The sequence below is a fragment of the Vibrio splendidus genome (genome assembly GCF_003345295.1).
GTDB classification, from domain to species: Bacteria; Pseudomonadota; Gammaproteobacteria; order Enterobacterales; family Vibrionaceae; genus Vibrio; species Vibrio splendidus_K.
In genome coordinates this window covers 1,692,964-1,710,393 of sequence record NZ_CP031056.1, presented here as the reverse complement: position 1 = coordinate 1,710,393, position 17,430 = coordinate 1,692,964, and the positions used below count along the sequence as shown (strand labels likewise).

Genomic DNA, 17,430 nt, shown 5'->3' with positions numbered 1-17,430 from the left:
CTTACAGGAGACAAGAAGATGAAATTGAATCTTCCTTTAAAACATTCCCTTATTTCACTTGCTCTAATCGGGTTGATCGGTTGCACGACAACCAGTCAGGCTGACTATGTTTCGTTAGCAGAGCAAAGCACTAGCAAGACACAGCAAAGCTTGCTTTCAGAGCTGATCCAACAAACCTCTGAAGAACAGGCTTTGAACCAGCATGCTTCTAATGAACAAGAGTTAGATACAGAGAATCTACAACTCACCGATTTAGTGAATGCGCCGGAGCTTGATCTCTATATCGAGCGCGCTCTGCAGAACAGTCCAAGCCTTCAACAAAGTATCACAGCACTAAAAATTGCCTATGCACAGCAAGGTGTGACGTCTGGCGACCGCTTACCAACCGTCGATGCGAGTTTTTCTGGTCAAGCTGACGAAGGCACTAACGGCTCAAGCACCACTGAAACCTACACCATGGATGTCACGGTCGGTTGGGAGTTGGACTTATGGCAGAAATTAGCAGACACAAACAACGCCGCGTTAAAAGATATTGCGACGTCTCAGGCTAACCTTCAGAGCGCTCAAGATCTTTTGGTCGCGAGTGTTATGAGAGGTTGGCTTGATATCAGTTTGAAGCAGCAGCTTGTTGATATTGAAACGCAGCGCTTAGTGATCCTCGAAAACAACGAAGAGCTGGTTTTAGAACGTTATCGCACAGGGCTAGGTAGCCTTGAAGAGCTAGATAACGCCAAAACGAGCAGCGCATCGACTCAAGCAACTTTGGCCGATTACCAAGAGCAACTGGCACAAAGTCGACGCGCGTTAGTTTTGTTAACGGGGCAGTGGAGTGGAGAGTCTGAGGAGTTATCACTTGCGGATCTCGGTTCATTCCCAACCATCATTAACCCGCTAGACAACATGCCGACGCAAGATCTGGCAGGGCGTCCGGATCTGCAAGCGGCTTTCTTCAATATTGAAGCAGAAACACTACGTGCCGATGCCGCATACAAAGCGATGCTGCCTTCGATCAGCTTATCTGCAAGCCTAACCGATATGGCTGAATCTCCGAGCGAAGCGCTGCTTACCGGGCCTTTGTGGAGTGCGCTTGGCCAAGTATCAGCACCACTGTTTCAAGGTGGCAAGCTTAAAGCACAGGCAGAGATTGCAGACTTAACCACAGAATCCAGCTACTGGGCTTACCAAGAAACCCTACTTACTGCGGTGAATGAAGTGGAGAACGCGATGGGTCAAGAGTCCTCACTAACGCTTCAACAGCAACACCTAACGAACGCCTTGGTGAGCGCACAACGCAGCTTCACCAGCTATGAAGAGAAATACCGTCAGGGTTTGGTCGACATTTTTGATCTACTTACTGTTCAGCAACAAACCTATGACCTTGAAGCGCAGCTAACACAAACCATCTATAACCGTCTTGTAAACCGAATTGATTTAGGCCTAGCTCTGGGCTTGGGAGTATCTTCATGAAACTGAACACCATCACAATTGTCATCACTCTAGTGGCTGGTTCAAGCATCTTTGCAGCCCTTGCTTACAACGGCTCTCAAGTGGCTCCTACTCCTCAAAAGGCCAATGAACTAGTGGTTTCAGAGCCTCAAGCTGTATCTGTTGATACTGACACGACGACTTTAGCTGTATCACAACAGCAGCAAGTGTCTGTGGTGCTCGCAACATTGGGTAACTACCAAGCAGAAGTTGTGGGTTACGGAGAAGCGAAGTCGCGTTATGAGTTGATGTTTTCAACAGAAGTTAGTGGCCGAATAGAAGCAATCAGCTCGCAGTTCGAAACCGGGCAAGTTATTGGCCAAGGTGAGGTGATCGCCAATATCGATTCGACCAGTTACCAGCAAGCGGTAACCCAAGCCAAGGCGAATGTTGCTCAAGCTCAATTGGATTTATTGGAAGAACAGAGACAAGGTGAACAAGCTAAGTCTGAATGGCAACGATCTGGTTTGTCTGGCGAGCCGGATTCACCTTTAGTATTACGCGAACCACAACTGACACAAGTAACAGCTGCCTTAGAGAACGCCAAGCTTGAATTGGTAAAGGCTCAGCAAGACCTCGAAAAAACAACCTTGGTTGCCCCTTTTGATTCGTTGGTCGTGAGCCGTGATGTTCAGCCGGGGAGCTACGCACAAACGGGCGCTCAGATAGCCACGTTATACAGCATTGACGAGGTCGAGGTTTCTGTTCCTCTTTCGGAAAACCAATGGTTGAGCCTACCTAACAGCGATAACACGCAATTGAAAGAGCAGCCGTGGCCAGTAACTCTGTCGAGTTCTGATGGTCAGTACCAGTGGCAAGGTTATGTCGAGCGAGTAGAGCAGCACTTACAACAAGACACACGTCAACGTTCACTGATCGTGAAAGTCGATAACCCTTTGGAGCAAGAGAAAGATCTTTATCCAGGCACATTCGTGCAGGCAACGATCTCGGGTAAGCAACTAACTCAATTATGGGAGCTGCCAGCTTCAGCACTTTCGCAGCAGGGCGACCTGTGGTTTGTGGATGGCAACGGTCAGCTTTCTAAATCAAACGCGGATGTTGAGTTTGAAAAGGGCGGTTTGATTTACATCGATCCTACCAAACTGGGCGTGGAAATTGACGAGTGTGTTCAAGTGGTTAAGCGTCCGTTAAGCAGCTTTAAAGCAGGCATGGTCGTTCTGGCTAAGGCGGAGGGTTAATCATGTCAAACAAGCAGCATACAGGCGCTATTGCATGGTTTGCTAACAACTCTGTGGCAGCGAACTTATTGTTAGTGGGCGTGATCATTATTGGCGTGTTATCGCTTAACACGTTACGTAAAGAGGCCTTCCCAAGTCTTGAACCCGATGTTGTCACAGTTTCAGTGACTTATGACAGTGGTGACCCTGTTCAAGCGGAAGAAGGGTTAGCGATCAAGATCGAAGATGCGTTAGAAACTGTGCCGGGTATTAAGCGTATTACGTCGACTTCTGATGCGAACGGCAGCCACGTCTCGATTGAGAAAACGAGCACCTATGATCTTGATACTCTGTTAACCGACGTTAAAACTAAGGTTGATGCGATCAATAACCTGCCTGCGGGCGCTGACAATCCTGTGATTGATAAGGCTCGCATGCAAGACCACGCCTTATGGGTACAGCTTTATGGGGATGCAGACCGAGCAACGCTGCAGAGCTTAGCTGAGCAACTAAAGTCGGATTTACTGAGCCAATCGGCCATTCGTGACTTAGAGATTAAGGCTAAAGCAGATCCTATGATCTCGGTCGAGGTTGATGAGAATAAACTTCAAGCTTATGGATTAACCCTGACTGACGTCTCTGAAGCGATCAATGCGGAATCTTCTGCGGCTATTTCGACGAGCCTTCGCAATGGCGAGAAAACGGTTCGTTTGAAGGTGTCTGAACAGGCGTACGAGATCCAAGATTTCAACGCGATTCCGGTAATGACTACCACCGATGGTACGCAAATTACACTGGGTGACATTGCCAACGTTGAAGACATGTTTGCCGACGATACCTTCATGCTTTCTCGTTATAACCAACAGAATGCGATGGCGATTCAAATCGTGATGGATGAATACGGAGACGTCGTCAGCATCGTTGAACAGGCTCAACAAGTGGTAGATCGCTGGGAAAACAGCAACATGCTGCCGAGCGATGTCGAAATCGAAACTTGGTACGACAAAAGTACCATGATCAAAGATCGCTTGAGCCTATTGGTGAAGAACGCGTTAACGGGTATTGCTCTGGTATTCATCGTGTTAGCGGTATTCCTAAACGTGCGTGTCGCTTTCTGGGTAGCTGCGGGCTTACCGTTCGTATTCTTTGGCACCATGTTCTTCATGACAGACACCTTTATGGGGTTAACCATCAATGAAATGACCACCTTTGGTTTCATTATGGCGCTCGGGATAGTGGTCGATGATGCCGTGGTGGTCGGGGAAAGCATTTACTCCACCCGCAAGGAAGAAGGCGACTCAATCGGAAGTACCATTCGAGGCACTATGAAGGTGGCATCACCGACTATATTTGGTGTGTTGACTACGGTTGTTGCCTTCTTAGCGCTAGCTAACGTTGAAGGTAAAATGGGGCAGATTTACGCTCAGTTCGGCACGGTCGTGACTATCTGTTTGTTACTGTCTTTGGTTGAGTCTAAGTTCATCCTGCCATCGCACCTCGCGCACATTAATACTAAGCGCAGCGACAAAAAGGGGCTGTGGGCTCGTGTTCAACATGCTGCCGATTATGGGCTAGGTTGGTTTAATAAGCGCATCTATTGCCCTGTGATTGAATGGGCGCTGAAACTGCGTTACGCCGTGGTAATGGTTTTCTTGTCACTGCTTATCTTGGTGGCGGGGCTGCCAATGACTGGGGCGGTACGTGTGGCATTCTTCCCTGATATGCCGGGCGACACCGTGACTGCTGACATGTCGATGCAAAACGACGCGAGCTTTGGTCAAACACAACAGAACTTGCTAGTGCTTGAAGCGGCGGCAACACAAACGGATGAAACTCTGAGAGCGCAATACGGTGCTCAAGATGAATCATCGGAACTGCTTAGCCTTCAGGTTATCGCCGATGCCGATGATTCTGGCCAAGTGAAAATTGAATTAGATAGCGACAGTGTTTACACATCGAACGAGTTTGCAGATGCGTGGCAAGAGACTGTTGGCCAAATGGAAGGGGTTAAGAAGCTTAAAATCTTGTCTAAAATGGAGATGGTCGATAACTTCAAAGTCGAGCTAAAAGCGTGGAATAAAGAATCAGTTTCGGCGGCCGGCAATGAGTTCTTAACCAAGCTTCAAGCTATTGACGGTGTGAGTGGCATTGATCATAACTTGGATCTGGGTGAGTCTCAGTATCGTTTCGAATTAACACAACAAGGTCGTGCGTTAGGTTTTGATACGGCAAGTCTTTCACAGCAAGTATTACAGGCGTTTGGTGGTGACATAGTTCAGCAATTCCAACGTGGTAAAGATGAGGTGAAAGTTCGAGTTCGTTACCCAGAGTCGGATCGTCAAACCATTGCGGATATCAAGCAATCGAGCATGAGAACTAACGACGGTACTGTGGTGCCTTTGAGTACGGTTGCTGAGGTGCATTCAGACTACCAAGTATCAGAGATCACACGTATTGATAGCCAACGTGCTGTGTACATCAGTGCAGTATTGGACAAAGAGGTGGTTGCGCCTGCTGAGCTTGTTCATCAGTTGCAAGACACATTAGTACCCGATTTAGAAGCGCAATATCCGGGGCTAACGGTCGATTTTGCTGGTGAAACGGAAGAGCAAGAAGAAACCGCGAGTTCAATGATGAGCATGTTTGTACTCGCCATGATTGCTATCTACACGCTGCTTGCTATCCCGCTGAAGTCTTACATTCAGCCTGTGATTATTATGACAGCGATTCCATTTGGTATTGTTGGGGCAATCTTAGGGCACTGGTGGAATGACTTAACAATCAGTATCCTATCGTTAAACGGTATCCTTGCGTTGAGTGGCGTGGTGGTGAATGACAGCTTGTTGTTGGTTTCTCGTTTCAATGAGCTAATCAAAGAGCAGGGCAAGTCGGTTCACGATGCGATTGTTGAAGCGTGTTCAGGTCGACTAAGAGCCGTGTTACTCACATCGGTCACCACGTTCGCAGGTTTGACGCCACTATTAAGTGAAACGTCTCTGCAGGCTCAATTCCTGATCCCTGCAGCGGCAGCACTAGGTTACGGCATTTTGTTTGCGACGTTTATTACGCTGATTCTGACGCCAGCATTACTAATGATTCAGTGTGAGATTAAGTCGCTGATTCTTAAAGTCACAAATCGAGTCAAAGGCGTTGAACAAACGGCTTAACAATGGCTAAGCTAATGATGATATCTAATAGGTGGATGCTGAATTAGTCTCAGCAGCATCTGTTTAGGTTCATTAGCAGTCAAAGCTCAATAGGCTAAGGCATTACAGAACTGCGCATTACTAGCCACAATATAACTAAAATAGAGGTCGTCATGATGGCAGAATCCGTCACTAATAAACTCACAGATAAGCTTCAATTGCTTTTGGTTGAAGACGACCTCGATTTGGCCACTGCTGTTATTGATTACCTCGATTTAGAAGACATCCAGTGTGATCATGCAGCAAATGGTCTAGCTGGACTCAATCTAATTGAAACTAATCGCTATGACGCAGTAATTCTCGATCTCAACTTACCTAAAATGAATGGCTTGCATGTTTGTGAGAACTTGCGGGCACAGGGGATCGACACACCAGTATTGATGCTGACGGCGCGTGATACGCTTGATGATAAGCTGACAGGCTTTTCAAAAGGTGCCGATGACTACTTGATCAAACCATTTGCGATGGAAGAGTTGATTGTTCGAGCTCAAGTATTGGCAAAGCGGCGCAGTGGTCAGGTTAGCCGCTTATCGGTGAGTGATCTGGAGATCGACCTTAAACAACATCAAGCATATCGTGCGAACTCACCTCTCAAGCTTTCCCCAACTGCGCTCAAAATCTTAGAAGTTTTGATGCGATCTAGTCCTAATCCTGTTTCACGAGAGACGATCATGCAGGGCGTGTGGGGCGATGATCAACCAGACAGTAATAGCTTAAAAGTGCATATTTTCAATCTGCGTAAACAAGTCGATGCTGAACAAGAGAACAAATTACTTCATACCATTGCGGGCAAAGGGTTTGCGATTAAGGAGCAACCAGAAGGATGAAGATTAGACCAAGCTTAAGAATCTATGTATTGCTGGCGATTCTGGTTACGGGCGTAACGACGATTCTGGTTCTATCAGCATTGAGTATAAATTACTTTATCTCAGGTATGGATGTCGCTATGCGTGGCTCTATGATTGCTCAAGCTCAGCAAGAGGTTGTGAAACCGGGCAAGCCTATGACCAATCAAGAGTTTACGGTTGCAACGCAATGGAGCGATTTACCACAAGGTATTCAAACTCATATTGAGCAGAGTAACGTTGAGTTAAATGTCATATCAAAAAAGGTTCTTGGTAAGTCAATCTTTGCACCGCCAAAAGAAGGTTACTTTGTTATGAAAGTGATGAAGGGAGCCGAAGTGCGTTACGTTTCTGCTGTGTTTAACCAAAAACAAGACCATTTCTTAGAAGACAAGGCACTGCCTCACTTTGTGACAATTTTCCTGACTGCGTTAGCCGCGATTGTCCTGTTTTTCGCGATTTTAGTTTTGATATTACGTAAAGTAGCATCGCCTGTTGAACAGCTAAAAAACTGGGCTAAGTCGTTAGACAAAGATAACCTCAATGAACCCACACCAGATTTTCACTTTAGTGAACTGAACACTTTGGCTAACATCATTCGTGATAGCTTGAGCTCTGTTCAAAACAGCTTAGAGCGGGAACAGAAGTTCTTGGGCTATGCGAGCCACGAATTACGTACCCCTATTGCTGTCACAAGAACCAACAGTGAACTGCTAGAGAAGCTGATTCAAAAGGGTAAGAGCCCAGAAAAGCAGCTTGAAGTGATAGACCGAATTAAGCGCGCGGGTTTCACCATGACAGACCTGACAGAAACTTTGTTGTGGCTCACCCGACAACAAGACAAAGACCTGCCTCTGGAAAACGTACATCTTGGCGAACTGTCGCAACAGATTACCCACGATTTAACCTATCTATTGAATGGTAAAGCGGTGGTTGTGAATATTGAAAGCGACGACACACAATGCCAGTTACCAGCTGGACTAACCCGAATCGTGCTGACCAATTTGATTCGCAATGCTTTCCAGCACACAGGAAGCGGTACCGTGGATATCGTTCAATTGGGTTCAAAAGTCACCATTGTTAACAACAACACTGATGGCACGGTAGAAGACAATCATTTGGGCTTTGGTCTAGGGTTAGAGCTCACCGAAAAGCTGCTTGCGCAATATCAATGGCAGTACCATAACCAAGAGCTGGCTGGTGGCCGTGAAGTGTGGGTGGATTTCTCGTAATGCACTGGCGTGATCGTTTTAAGGTGTATTGGTATCACCGAAAGCAGACTAACCGCTCAAATGGCGACCAAGCCAAAGCATTAGGTTGGACTAGTGAAGAGAGTCAATTGTGTCGCTTTGAAGTGATCGCTCGTTCGGCTGACTTCGAAAAGAAGAGTGTTTTAGATTTGGGTTGTGGCTATGGCGAGTTGTTTGAACTGCTCGACAGCATCTATCGTATTCAATCTTACACCGGCGTTGACCAACACGCAGGCTTTCTAAAAAAGGCTAGGCAGAACTACACAGAAGATCGTTGTCAGTTTTTGTCGGGTGACATGAGCAAAATGAAACTTGAGGTGCATGACATTGTTATCGCTAGTGGTTCACTGAACTACATCTCTCGTGATCCTGACTATCTGACAAACATGATTACTCGTATGTTTGAGTTGGCGAATCAGACGGTGATTTTTAATCTTCTCAACTCAAGCCAATATCCTTCACGTAATACCTTGATGAGTTATCACCCTCAAGGTGTCTATCGTTTCTGTAAAACGCTCTGTGAGGATGTCTCTTTAATAGAGGGCTACGCAGAAGGGGATTTCACGATAGTGATGAACAAGGTCTGCTCCTAAACCTAAACCTAAACCTAAACTTGAGCCAGATCGAAGTGATGGTGTGGAAAGAATTAAAAAAGCCGCAGGCCTTGAAAGGTATGCGGCTTTTTGGGTTCTATGACCAACCTAGGCTAGGTATGCTGCTAGTTCTTCGGTGGTTGGTTTTTAATAAGTCCGTAAGGGATGTTAGTAAACACTTTAGGATTGCCTTCATAGGTCGGCGCTTCATTCACTTGCTGCCAATCGAGCAGCATGATTGCTAACACGTTGCGGTGTTCACCGTACTCAAGATCAAAATCACCAGTGATAGAAGGAATCATGCCTTGTTTCTCATCGATAGAAGCTTGAATCGCGAGCCGAGTTTTCTCGACAACTGGGTCATCTTCTAAACCTGCCAGTAAGAAGGTTAATCCAACCTCAGCAATCACATCTTCTTTCGCACGCAGCAGAATCGTATCGATGTTTTCTCTGAAGTAGTCGTAGATCCATTGATGATCTTGCTCGCTCACTTGATGCTGATAGTACTCGGAATCGCCAAAGATGACGTGTGTCATGCCATAGAGTTTGTTGCCAAATTGCTGGCTTGAAAGCTTCTTATCTTCATCGTCTGGATACGCTTTCTTGAAGGTGTCGACGAACTCATCAACGACATCTTGTTCACCCAGTTGGCGCAGCCAGTAGACTTGATTGGCGAGTTGAGCCGCCCACGCTTTCACCATGTCTTCGTTGGTCACGTATCGCGAGAAGTCATAGCGACGGATGATCTCACGCAGTTTGGTATCATTCTGATGTTCTAGGCCGTATTCGTTGGCACGTGCCATTGAGCCAAGAAGATCAACACCAAGATAAAGGTATTCAGGCATGTGCTTGGTGATGTTGTAGCGTCGAACACTGCGCTCATCGTTATCGCCAACATAAGAAGCAACGCGCTTCTCTGAGTAGAGAACGATTTGTTCCATGGTATGAACGTCATTAGACAGGGTGCTGAGCTTACTTGCCACTCGTGCCATGTCACTCCATACCGCAGCAGAATATTTATCGTCTAATGTTTGGCGATACATACGCAAACCATAGTGACCCTCTTTGAAGGCTGGCAGGGTATAAAGTTGGCTTTCGTAGGTCGTACGAATGAGGTTTGCAGATTGTTTGAAAGATTGTTCATGAGAGTTAAGAGAATCTGCTTGGGTTTGAATACTCGGTACATTTGTCGCCAGAGCGTTCTCTTGTGCGTGAACAGAGACCGTAACTGAGGCTGATAGTAATGTGCACAGTGTAATCGTTTTTAGCTTCATGTCGTGAGGTACCAAGCTGATTAATAGTCTATGTAAAATAACATCGATGAATCCTTTAATGTAAGGTTTGAGTCAATACAATGTAAGCTTTATAAGGTTCACTAACCCTTTTTGATTAAGCAATTAGTATAACCAACAGACCTGAAGTGATGAATGGCACAATATTTGATAGATAGTAGACGTTAGTATAGATTTTTAGTGACTTAGCGGCATACTGGAGGAATAAGCCAGAAATGAGCCGTTATAAGGCAGTATATAGAACAAAAGTGTTAGAGGTTCGTAAATGCCAAGTGGTTCTAGCAAGCAGTGGTCTGCCAAAGTAGTATCTTTTCTTTTTTTCCTAGCGATAGTAGGCGCGATTGAGTTCTTTCACGCCAAGCAATTAACTTTTCTTAAGAATGAGTCTTATTCTGAGGGGAAAAAACAATTATCCATTATTCGTTCTCGGATCGAAGCCGCGATCGTGTCTGATATGTATATCCTCAACAATTTCTCTACCTTAGTGACCATCAACCCTGATGGTGAGGTGAAGAATTGGGACAAGATTGCTGAGAATATCATTCAAGATGGCTTCCATATTCGACTTATTGGACTCGCCAAAGACGACATTCTAAACTTTGTTTTCCCTATGGAAGGCAATGAGCAGATTCTTGGTATTAATTATCGCGATTATCCCAACCAATGGGAGTCTGTTGAGATAGCCCGTAATCTCGGTAACACTTTTATTGCTGGGCCTTTTGAATTATTTCAAGGTGGTCAAGCACTCATTACGAGAACCCCGATCTTTCGAGACCCACCTTTTAATCAAGACTATTGGGGTGTATCCAGTGCTGTTATTGGCTTAGATGAGCTGTTTGAAGATGTCGGAATTGGGAAAATCGAGAACAAGTACGAACTCGCGATTCGCGGTGCCAACAGTTCGGGTAAAGATGGCCCAGTCTTTTATGGCACCCAGGATGTGTTCGATAATGCGTTTGCCACCGAGCAGGTGAGCTTTCCTTACGGTGGTTGGTACCTTGCTCTCTCCGGTAATGAGCATGTATTGATGGACGTGCCTTGGTATCGAGTTCAAGCGGTAAGGCTGGTGGGTTACACCATAATGCTAGTACTAGCGATTGCCTTTATTACTATTTATCGCCTGTATCTAATTGCTGATAGCCGTTCTATGCATGATGAGCTTACGATGTTACCGAATCGTCGATACTTCATGTACAGCCTCAAGCAGGCATTTAAAACCACTCAAAAGCAGAGAGCGAGAACCTTTGCGGTTGTCAATATCGATCTGGATGGGTTTAAAGCGATCAACGACACGTTTGGTCATGCGGCCGGCGATCAGGTATTAGTTGAATGTGCTAAGCGTATAAAGAGTGAGTTGCGCGGCTCAGACATCGTGGCAAGGATAGGGGGGGATGAGTTCTTAGTCTTATTGCCACGCATCATCGATGACCAACATGTATCGTCGATTGTGGCTAAACTTCGTAAGGTGATATGTACGACACCAGTGGTCTACGAGACGTACTCAATTTATCTTCGAATCAGTGTTGGTTGGGTTATTCATAACAATAACTACGATGATGTCGATGCACTCTTGAAAGCGGCTGATGAAAAAATGTACGAACAGAAGCGGCAAGTTATGTAGGTTGAATTGGAGCTGTGATTAGAATTTAGTTGCTGAATGTGGGGAAAAGCCTCAGAATACCGCGCTTTGCTCCTTATCAATCTAATTGATGAGCGAAAGCTGTAGCAACGACTTCTTTCTGCGCGTTGCTCATACTAAATGTTATTCAACTGAGAAAATAATCTATGAGTTTTACCTCCCTGGGCCTTTCTGAACCGATCCTTAAAGCTATTGAAGCACAAGGTTACGATAAGCCATCACCAATACAAGAGAAAGCCGTACCTGCTGTCCTAACGGGCAAAGATGTTATGGCCGCTGCTCAAACAGGTACAGGTAAAACTGCAGGCTTCACGCTACCTATTCTTGAAATGTTGTCAAAAGGCCCTCGCGTACGTCAGAACCAAGTACGTGCGCTAGTGCTAACACCAACCCGTGAGCTTGCTGCGCAAGTGAATGGCAGCGTAGTGAAGTACGGTATTAACTTACCTCTTACTTCTACGGTGGTGTTTGGTGGTGTGAAAATTAACCCTCAGATGCAAAAACTGCGTAAAGGTAGTGATGTACTGGTAGCAACACCGGGTCGTCTACTTGACCTATACAACCAAAATGCTGTGCGTTTTGATCAACTAGAAATTCTAGTGCTAGATGAAGCTGACCGCATGCTAGACATGGGCTTCATTCGCGATATCCGTAAGATCTTGGCTTTTCTACCTAAGAAGCGCCAGAACCTACTGTTCTCTGCGACGTTCTCTGATGATATTCGTGGCTTGGCGAAAGGCTTAGTAAACAACCCAGTTGAAATCTCGGTAAGCCCTGCGAACTCAACAGCACCAACCGTTGAGCAAAGCATCTACCCAGTAGATAAAAAGAAAAAAAGCGCAATGCTAGCGAAGCTCATCAAAGATAATGATTGGCGACAAGTACTTGTGTTTAGCAAAACGAAACATGGCGCAAACAAGCTTTCACACTTCCTTGACGAGCAAGGCATCTCAGCGGCTCCTATTCATGGTAACAAGAGCCAAGGCGCGCGTACTAAAGCCCTAGAGAACTTCAAAACGGGTAAAGTCCGAGTATTAGTGGCGACAGATATTGCAGCGCGTGGTATCGATATTCCGCAACTGCCTCAAGTAGTGAATTTCGACCTTCCAAACGTATCAGAAGACTACGTTCACCGTATTGGTCGTACTGGCCGTGCTGGTGAAGTGGGTAAGGCAATTTCATTGGTTTGTGCTGATGAAGTGGGTGAACTGTTTGGTATCGAGCGTCTTATTCAGCAAGTGCTTGAGCGCCGTGAACTTGAAGGTTTTGCACCTGTAAACAAACTGCCTGAATCTCGTTTGGATTCGCGTCCGATTAAGCCTAAGAAGCCGAAAAAGACACGTGAACACTCTGATGGTCAACGTTCTGGTGAGAATGCTCGCGGGCACAAACCAGCAGGTAAGAACAAGCGTCATGTCTCTGGTTCAGGTTCTGCTCCTAAGCGTAAGCCTAATGCGAACAAGCCTAATTCAGGCAACAAAGCTTCTGACAGTAACTCAACAGTTGCGGGTGATGATAAATCTTTAAGAAATAATGGCAGTAACTATAAGCGTGGTAATGCGGCAAACAAGCCTTCTACGAATAGTTCTGGTAAGCCAGCTGGTGCAGGTAAACCTAAGAAGTCTGGTTTCGGTGGCGGTAATGGCTCGAGCAAACCATCGAACAAATCAGCAGGTAATAAGCCTACAGGTAACAAGCCTTCACCATCTAGAAGCCGTTCTAAGCCTGCACCTCAGAAATAGTAGCTCTTTGGTAGACCGAAAGGTTGATAAGGTAGCTTTGTAGCGTTTCAGTAACGAGAATTACTTTTTTTAAAAGGTTCTCGTTTATTAGCGTAGCGAATTTCTGCAATTTAACTCGAATAAGCGCGAATATTGAATTTCAATGTTCGCGTTTTTTTATGGGTATTATTTTGCGAATTAGAAGTGATTTCTTGGCTGTAAAAACTACTGAATCAAGAAGAAACACGCTATTGAGAGGAAAGGTAATGATTCGTTAATGATTTATTAATAACAACATAATCACTAGCGTTTTTGTGGTTCTTTGCAATTTGCAATTCCAGTTTGCAAAACAAGCAGGGATTTACGGCCAATACGTGTTCAGATGCTTAGTAAATACGTGTTTTAAAAGTTGGCACGTATGCTGCATAAGTAATGGTGACCCTTCTTAAGCCGAGGGTCACCTAGCCAACTGACGTTGTTAGTGAACCCATATTGTTCACACAAAATATATGACCAATCACCTTTATTGTGGTTGGTTTTTTTTTGCCTGAATTTTGAGTTCTACTTGTTGGTTTTACTTTTTTACTCACCACACTTCGAGTAACAGCTTGGTTGGCGAGGGCACTCTCCACCTCTGGAGCAGATAAGCCTAGCCTCTGTCTCAATCCCACGTTCAATCCAATTTATATTTAGAATCTTGGCTATTGTCGTGAGATCTTTCTTGATGTTACGCGGGATTACCACAGAGCCGCCATTGTTGACGCATGACGCCTTAAGCTGCTCTGCTATATCTCTTGAATTACCGCCTTGAGCATCAATCGCTGGGTTTAAGTCTATACCAGCACACAACACACGATTGTTACCCGCAGGATCCGTCATATTGATGGATTCACAGCAATAGATTCTTGGCTCATCTCCCACATTTAAAATGGAGATCTGAGCTGAGCTACCTGCCTGAGGCTCTGACAATCGACGGAATACAGCCCAATGTTGACATGGGTCAGCGACCGTTCTCATATTCCCCCAAGGCAGTGGAATCCCGTTCCCGCGGTATACCGCCTTGAGTTTCCCCGGCCCATAAGCATCAAAGTAGTGCCAGTGAGGGTAGGGCGATACTACCGTCATTCTCCGCATCGCAACAGAGGGGGAAACCCCCGCTCTCTTATGAACGTCTATTTCGTAACCAGTGCGGTCTAGCAGCTGTCTAAACGGGACTTTCGGGCACAGAAGTGCTCCTGCAAAGAAACTGGATTCAAAGTCTCGCCACGCTTGCAGAATGTCTTGAGAGTTCAGCTGTGAAGAGCCTGAAACCTGGTTGTCATCCCATGTGTTGTTGTTACCGACCGACAACACACTCTTTAGGCCTTCTTTACTATGCAGAATGCAATGGCCGATATAAACCGAGAGATCGTATTTCAGACGAGTGGGGTACTCTTTGAGAATTTCGTTTAAAAAGATCGTACCGGGAGGCTCAAAGAATGAAGTAACCAGTTGCTTGGCATTAATTCCTAGCTCGTCAACCACGTCTTGCGGCGTGCGCGTAACCCAGCGGATATTAATACCAAGCGTTCTAGCGATGTCTATAAGGTCTTCTACGCTGAGGTTAAGACGTTTTAGGCCAACCTCCTCTGCGGCGCGCTCAAGGTCAGGGAAGTGGTTCTGGTTGCTTTCTTGGTGTGCCCTAATCAAGAGGTGCGCAAACTGACGGCCAGAGATCCCCGTTTGTGACAGCATCTCAGGAATCGCAATCTGCAGGATGTCGTTGGAGAAAAGAAAGCTAGGCTCGAGTGCCATGCCACTTATCCCACCACGATTCCCTTTGTCAGGTGCAATGGCTTGTTGTTCTGATTCGTCGTCGAGGAACCACGTTGGGGTCTTCTGAAAAACCTGCGCAATCACTTCCAGCATGTCGATGCTTGGCACACGCTTTCCACGTTCAATCATTGAAAGGTAAGAAACGGAAGGTGCGTATTCTGGGTTGATTCGAATACAACGCGCAGACAGATCTTCCATCGTTAAATGGTTACGTTTTCTTAGGTTACGTATTTTCGTACCTAGGAAATGAGACTGACGAACTAAACTTTTTGACAAGGCCATATTTGTAAAATTCACATTGTAAAATTTTTGTTGTGAAATTGTATGTAAAAAAGCGCTAATCTACAAACTAAGCAATTCACAAAATGACAAATAAATTAAACGTTAGTTTGGAATAATTGCTCTAGGACACATTTTTGCTGTAGAAATCGGTGGTTGTCACCGGGCTAGTCAAGAGGGAAAGACTATGAATATGCTTACATTCGATAAAACAGAAATCCAAAAACAATCAAAACCATTTATCGCTGAAGCTGTCTTTGCCGTGGAGACAATCAGTGCCAACCAGCAAATAGAGAAGCAAGTGAAAGCAAAACAGCTGCTTGATCGACTGTTCCCACTAGAGAATGGTTCACATCAAGACGTAACCAGCTACGTAGTTGATTACCGCCATATCATGGCTTACTTTAAAGATGGCCAGCACAGCGGCCTAAAGCACCCTAAACAGTTTGTAGCGTACATGGGTGAGAAGAATGACCCAGACTCTATCTTGTTCCGAGATGGCAGTGGCAGTCACTTAGAAGTGATGTTTGGATGTCATAAAGGGACAGGGTGTATTGAATTGGTAGAGATCGATGATATTCAGTTAGAATCATGCACCACGTTCGGTCAATCGCCAGTGGAAGCAACCACCACAATGCGCGAAGAGACCATTGCAGCAATGCGCCACTGGATCAGCTTGATTCAAGGTGATGCAAAGGGCAAACCAAAGGCATGCAGCGAAGATAAAGAGTTCAGAGCAAAGAGTGGTGAAGATTACTGCCTGAATTATTGCTACCAGCTTTAGTCGTATGAAATAAGGTTTGGAACGCTGGAGGGTTTGACCCCAGTAAGTACTAAGCCGATACACATAGCCAACGAAAAAGCCCCAAAGATTAATGTACTAGTTAGTCTTTGGGGCTTTTTGTTGTTTTTTAAATGTGTATCAATTCGCGTTCACGGTTTCTCATTGAGCAGAACCAGCTGTGAAACCTTAAAGAGGCATGACTCGGTTGCGGCCAAGTGATTTCGCTTCGTAAAGTAACTTATCAGCTCGTTCGATCAGTGATTGCGCCGACTCACCGGGCTCAAGTTCAGCGACACCAAACGATGCGGTGATACTGCCGACTTGTTGACCACTGCGACGATCTTTAATAGACAGCTTTTCTAGAGAGCGTCGACTAGTATCTGCGAGCTGACGAGCAATACGCAAAGACTTGTTTGGCACGATGAGTGCGAACTCTTCACCACCAAATCGATACGCAGAAATACCCTCACGACAACTTAGCTTCAGCTTGCGAGCTATCCCTTTAAGAACCATATCGCCAAACAAGTGGCCATAGGTGTCATTGAAATTTTTAAAATGGTCTATATCGAGAAGGATGAGACATAGTGACTGTTTGGCTTCGCATAATGTTTCCAAATCACGATCTAGAGAGCGTCGGTTATAGAGTGTCGTTGTACTGTCAAAGAGCGCATCTTTCTGCACTTCTACTAATTGGGTTTTTAGCTTGGTGATTTCTGACGTTGCAGAGTTCAACTGAGAGTTTAAAAACTGAGTAGAGTGACGAATATGACGAGACTCAGAAACCAACTGACGAACCAACGACATGACTTCGTCGATCGATAGACTTTCATTATCAACACGAGCCAAATCCTCGAAGCTTTTATCGATCATGTCGGAAAAAGCGGAGGTATCGGTGAGAGTATCATTCATTGAATTCGAAACTTCAGAAACTAACAGTTCTAGGTTAGCGCGAAGATCGTTGATATTGGTTTCAGATTTGCTCGCAACGTAATTGTTGTAAAGCTGCTCACCAACGGCTGGAGGACAAATGCCGTAGTGTTCTAAAACACCATCCATGTCTTTAGTTAGCTGTGGGATAGCATTATCGACATAGGTGTACCAAAGTGCGTAATTTGCAGGTGTGGTAGACACTCTGTTCTTCATCATAAGAGGTACCGCTTTTTTTAGATTAGCGGTGGATTTCTGGAATTCGTCTTTTTTCATTATTTTTACTGCAGATACCAAACTAACTCAAGCCACTTGTGGACAAGGTTAGCGGATTTCGCAGGTCTTTGCTTTAAAAATTATATGATTAATCGATGAGGATTGGATAAATAACTCATTTTTATTATGAATATCGATTG

The 17,430-nt window shown here is 45.3% G+C and carries 12 protein-coding genes; 9 read left to right on the top strand and 3 right to left on the bottom strand.

The window, feature by feature from the left end:
• Nucleotides 1-18: 18 nt before the first annotated feature.
• The 6 genes from DUN60_RS23135 to DUN60_RS23110 all read left to right on the top strand — a co-directional run bounded on the left by DUN60_RS23135 (nucleotide 19) and on the right by DUN60_RS23110 (nucleotide 8,557).
• Complete coding sequence (locus tag DUN60_RS23135; protein WP_114635593.1) at nucleotides 19-1,467, top strand: TolC family protein; 1,449 nt, start codon at nucleotides 19-21, stop codon at nucleotides 1,465-1,467.
• Nucleotides 1,464-2,684, top strand: a complete 1,221-nt coding sequence (locus DUN60_RS23130) for an efflux RND transporter periplasmic adaptor subunit (RefSeq protein WP_114635592.1) — start codon at nucleotides 1,464-1,466, stop codon at nucleotides 2,682-2,684. The genes DUN60_RS23135 and DUN60_RS23130 overlap by 4 nt, the downstream gene beginning before the upstream one ends.
• Nucleotides 2,685-2,686: 2 nt before the next feature.
• Nucleotides 2,687-5,830: an efflux RND transporter permease subunit gene (locus DUN60_RS23125; RefSeq protein ID WP_114635591.1), complete on the top strand. Its 3,144-nt coding sequence runs from the start codon at nucleotides 2,687-2,689 to the stop codon at nucleotides 5,828-5,830.
• Nucleotides 5,831-5,985: 155 nt separating this feature from the next.
• Nucleotides 5,986-6,696 carry a response regulator transcription factor gene (locus tag DUN60_RS23120; protein WP_114635777.1) on the top strand — a complete coding sequence of 237 codons (711 nt, stop codon included), beginning with the start codon at nucleotides 5,986-5,988 and terminating at the stop codon, nucleotides 6,694-6,696.
• Nucleotides 6,693-7,946, top strand: a complete 1,254-nt coding sequence (locus DUN60_RS23115; RefSeq protein ID WP_114635590.1) for a sensor histidine kinase — start codon at nucleotides 6,693-6,695, stop codon at nucleotides 7,944-7,946. The genes DUN60_RS23120 and DUN60_RS23115 overlap by 4 nt, the downstream gene beginning before the upstream one ends.
• Entirely contained in the window at nucleotides 7,946-8,557 is a 612-nt protein-coding gene (locus DUN60_RS23110) for a class I SAM-dependent methyltransferase (protein WP_114635589.1), read from the top strand. The genes DUN60_RS23115 and DUN60_RS23110 overlap by 1 nt, the downstream gene beginning before the upstream one ends.
• Nucleotides 8,558-8,682: 125 nt before the next feature.
• Here the strand turns inward: DUN60_RS23110 and DUN60_RS23105 are convergent, their stop codons facing one another.
• On the bottom strand, nucleotides 8,683-9,831 hold the full coding sequence (locus DUN60_RS23105) for a DUF3541 domain-containing protein (protein WP_114635588.1): 1,149 nt from the start codon (nucleotides 9,829-9,831) through the stop codon (nucleotides 8,683-8,685).
• A gap of 283 nt (nucleotides 9,832-10,114) precedes the next feature.
• On the opposite strand from DUN60_RS23105, the gene DUN60_RS23100 reads away from it, so the two are divergent.
• Nucleotides 10,115-11,470: a diguanylate cyclase gene (locus DUN60_RS23100; protein ID WP_114635587.1), complete on the top strand. Its 1,356-nt coding sequence runs from the start codon at nucleotides 10,115-10,117 to the stop codon at nucleotides 11,468-11,470.
• Between the two features lie 164 nt (nucleotides 11,471-11,634).
• Entirely contained in the window at nucleotides 11,635-13,230 is a 1,596-nt protein-coding gene (locus tag DUN60_RS23095) for a DEAD/DEAH box helicase (protein WP_017079614.1), read from the top strand.
• A gap of 561 nt (nucleotides 13,231-13,791) precedes the next feature.
• Here DUN60_RS23095 and DUN60_RS23090 read toward each other — a convergent pair.
• On the bottom strand, nucleotides 13,792-15,321 hold the full coding sequence (locus DUN60_RS23090) for a DUF3612 domain-containing protein (RefSeq protein WP_114635586.1): 1,530 nt from the start codon (nucleotides 15,319-15,321) through the stop codon (nucleotides 13,792-13,794).
• A 169-nt stretch (nucleotides 15,322-15,490) separates the two neighbouring features.
• Here DUN60_RS23090 and DUN60_RS23085 point away from each other — a divergent pair, with 169 nt between their 5' ends.
• Nucleotides 15,491-16,087 carry an aldolase/citrate lyase/malate synthase family protein gene (locus DUN60_RS23085; RefSeq protein WP_114635585.1) on the top strand — a complete coding sequence of 199 codons (597 nt, stop codon included), beginning with the start codon at nucleotides 15,491-15,493 and terminating at the stop codon, nucleotides 16,085-16,087.
• Nucleotides 16,088-16,273: 186 nt separating this feature from the next.
• On the opposite strand, the gene DUN60_RS23080 is transcribed toward DUN60_RS23085, so the two are convergent.
• Nucleotides 16,274-17,290 (bottom strand): GGDEF domain-containing protein, encoded by a 1,017-nt coding sequence (locus tag DUN60_RS23080; protein ID WP_114635584.1) that lies wholly within the window; start codon nucleotides 17,288-17,290, stop codon nucleotides 16,274-16,276.
• Nucleotides 17,291-17,430 lie beyond the last annotated feature (140 nt).

Excerpts from the sequence above, each read along its gene's own strand:
- DUN60_RS23135 (WP_114635593.1), top strand. The coding sequence starts at position 19 with ATGAAATTGAATCTTCCTTTAAAACATTCCCTTATTTCACTTGCTCTA.
- DUN60_RS23130 (WP_114635592.1), top strand. The coding sequence starts at position 1,464 with ATGAAACTGAACACCATCACAATTGTCATCACTCTAGTGGCTGGTTCA.
- DUN60_RS23125 (WP_114635591.1), top strand. The coding sequence starts at position 2,687 with ATGTCAAACAAGCAGCATACAGGCGCTATTGCATGGTTTGCTAACAAC.
- DUN60_RS23120 (WP_114635777.1), top strand. The coding sequence starts at position 5,986 with ATGGCAGAATCCGTCACTAATAAACTCACAGATAAGCTTCAATTGCTT.
- DUN60_RS23115 (WP_114635590.1), top strand. The coding sequence starts at position 6,693 with ATGAAGATTAGACCAAGCTTAAGAATCTATGTATTGCTGGCGATTCTG.
- DUN60_RS23110 (WP_114635589.1), top strand. The coding sequence starts at position 7,946 with ATGCACTGGCGTGATCGTTTTAAGGTGTATTGGTATCACCGAAAGCAG.
- DUN60_RS23105 (WP_114635588.1), bottom strand. The coding sequence starts at position 9,831 with ATGAAGCTAAAAACGATTACACTGTGCACATTACTATCAGCCTCAGTT.
- DUN60_RS23100 (WP_114635587.1), top strand. The coding sequence starts at position 10,115 with ATGCCAAGTGGTTCTAGCAAGCAGTGGTCTGCCAAAGTAGTATCTTTT.
- DUN60_RS23095 (WP_017079614.1), top strand. The coding sequence starts at position 11,635 with ATGAGTTTTACCTCCCTGGGCCTTTCTGAACCGATCCTTAAAGCTATT.
- DUN60_RS23085 (WP_114635585.1), top strand. The coding sequence starts at position 15,491 with ATGAATATGCTTACATTCGATAAAACAGAAATCCAAAAACAATCAAAA.
- DUN60_RS23080 (WP_114635584.1), bottom strand. The coding sequence starts at position 17,290 with ATGAAAAAAGACGAATTCCAGAAATCCACCGCTAATCTAAAAAAAGCG.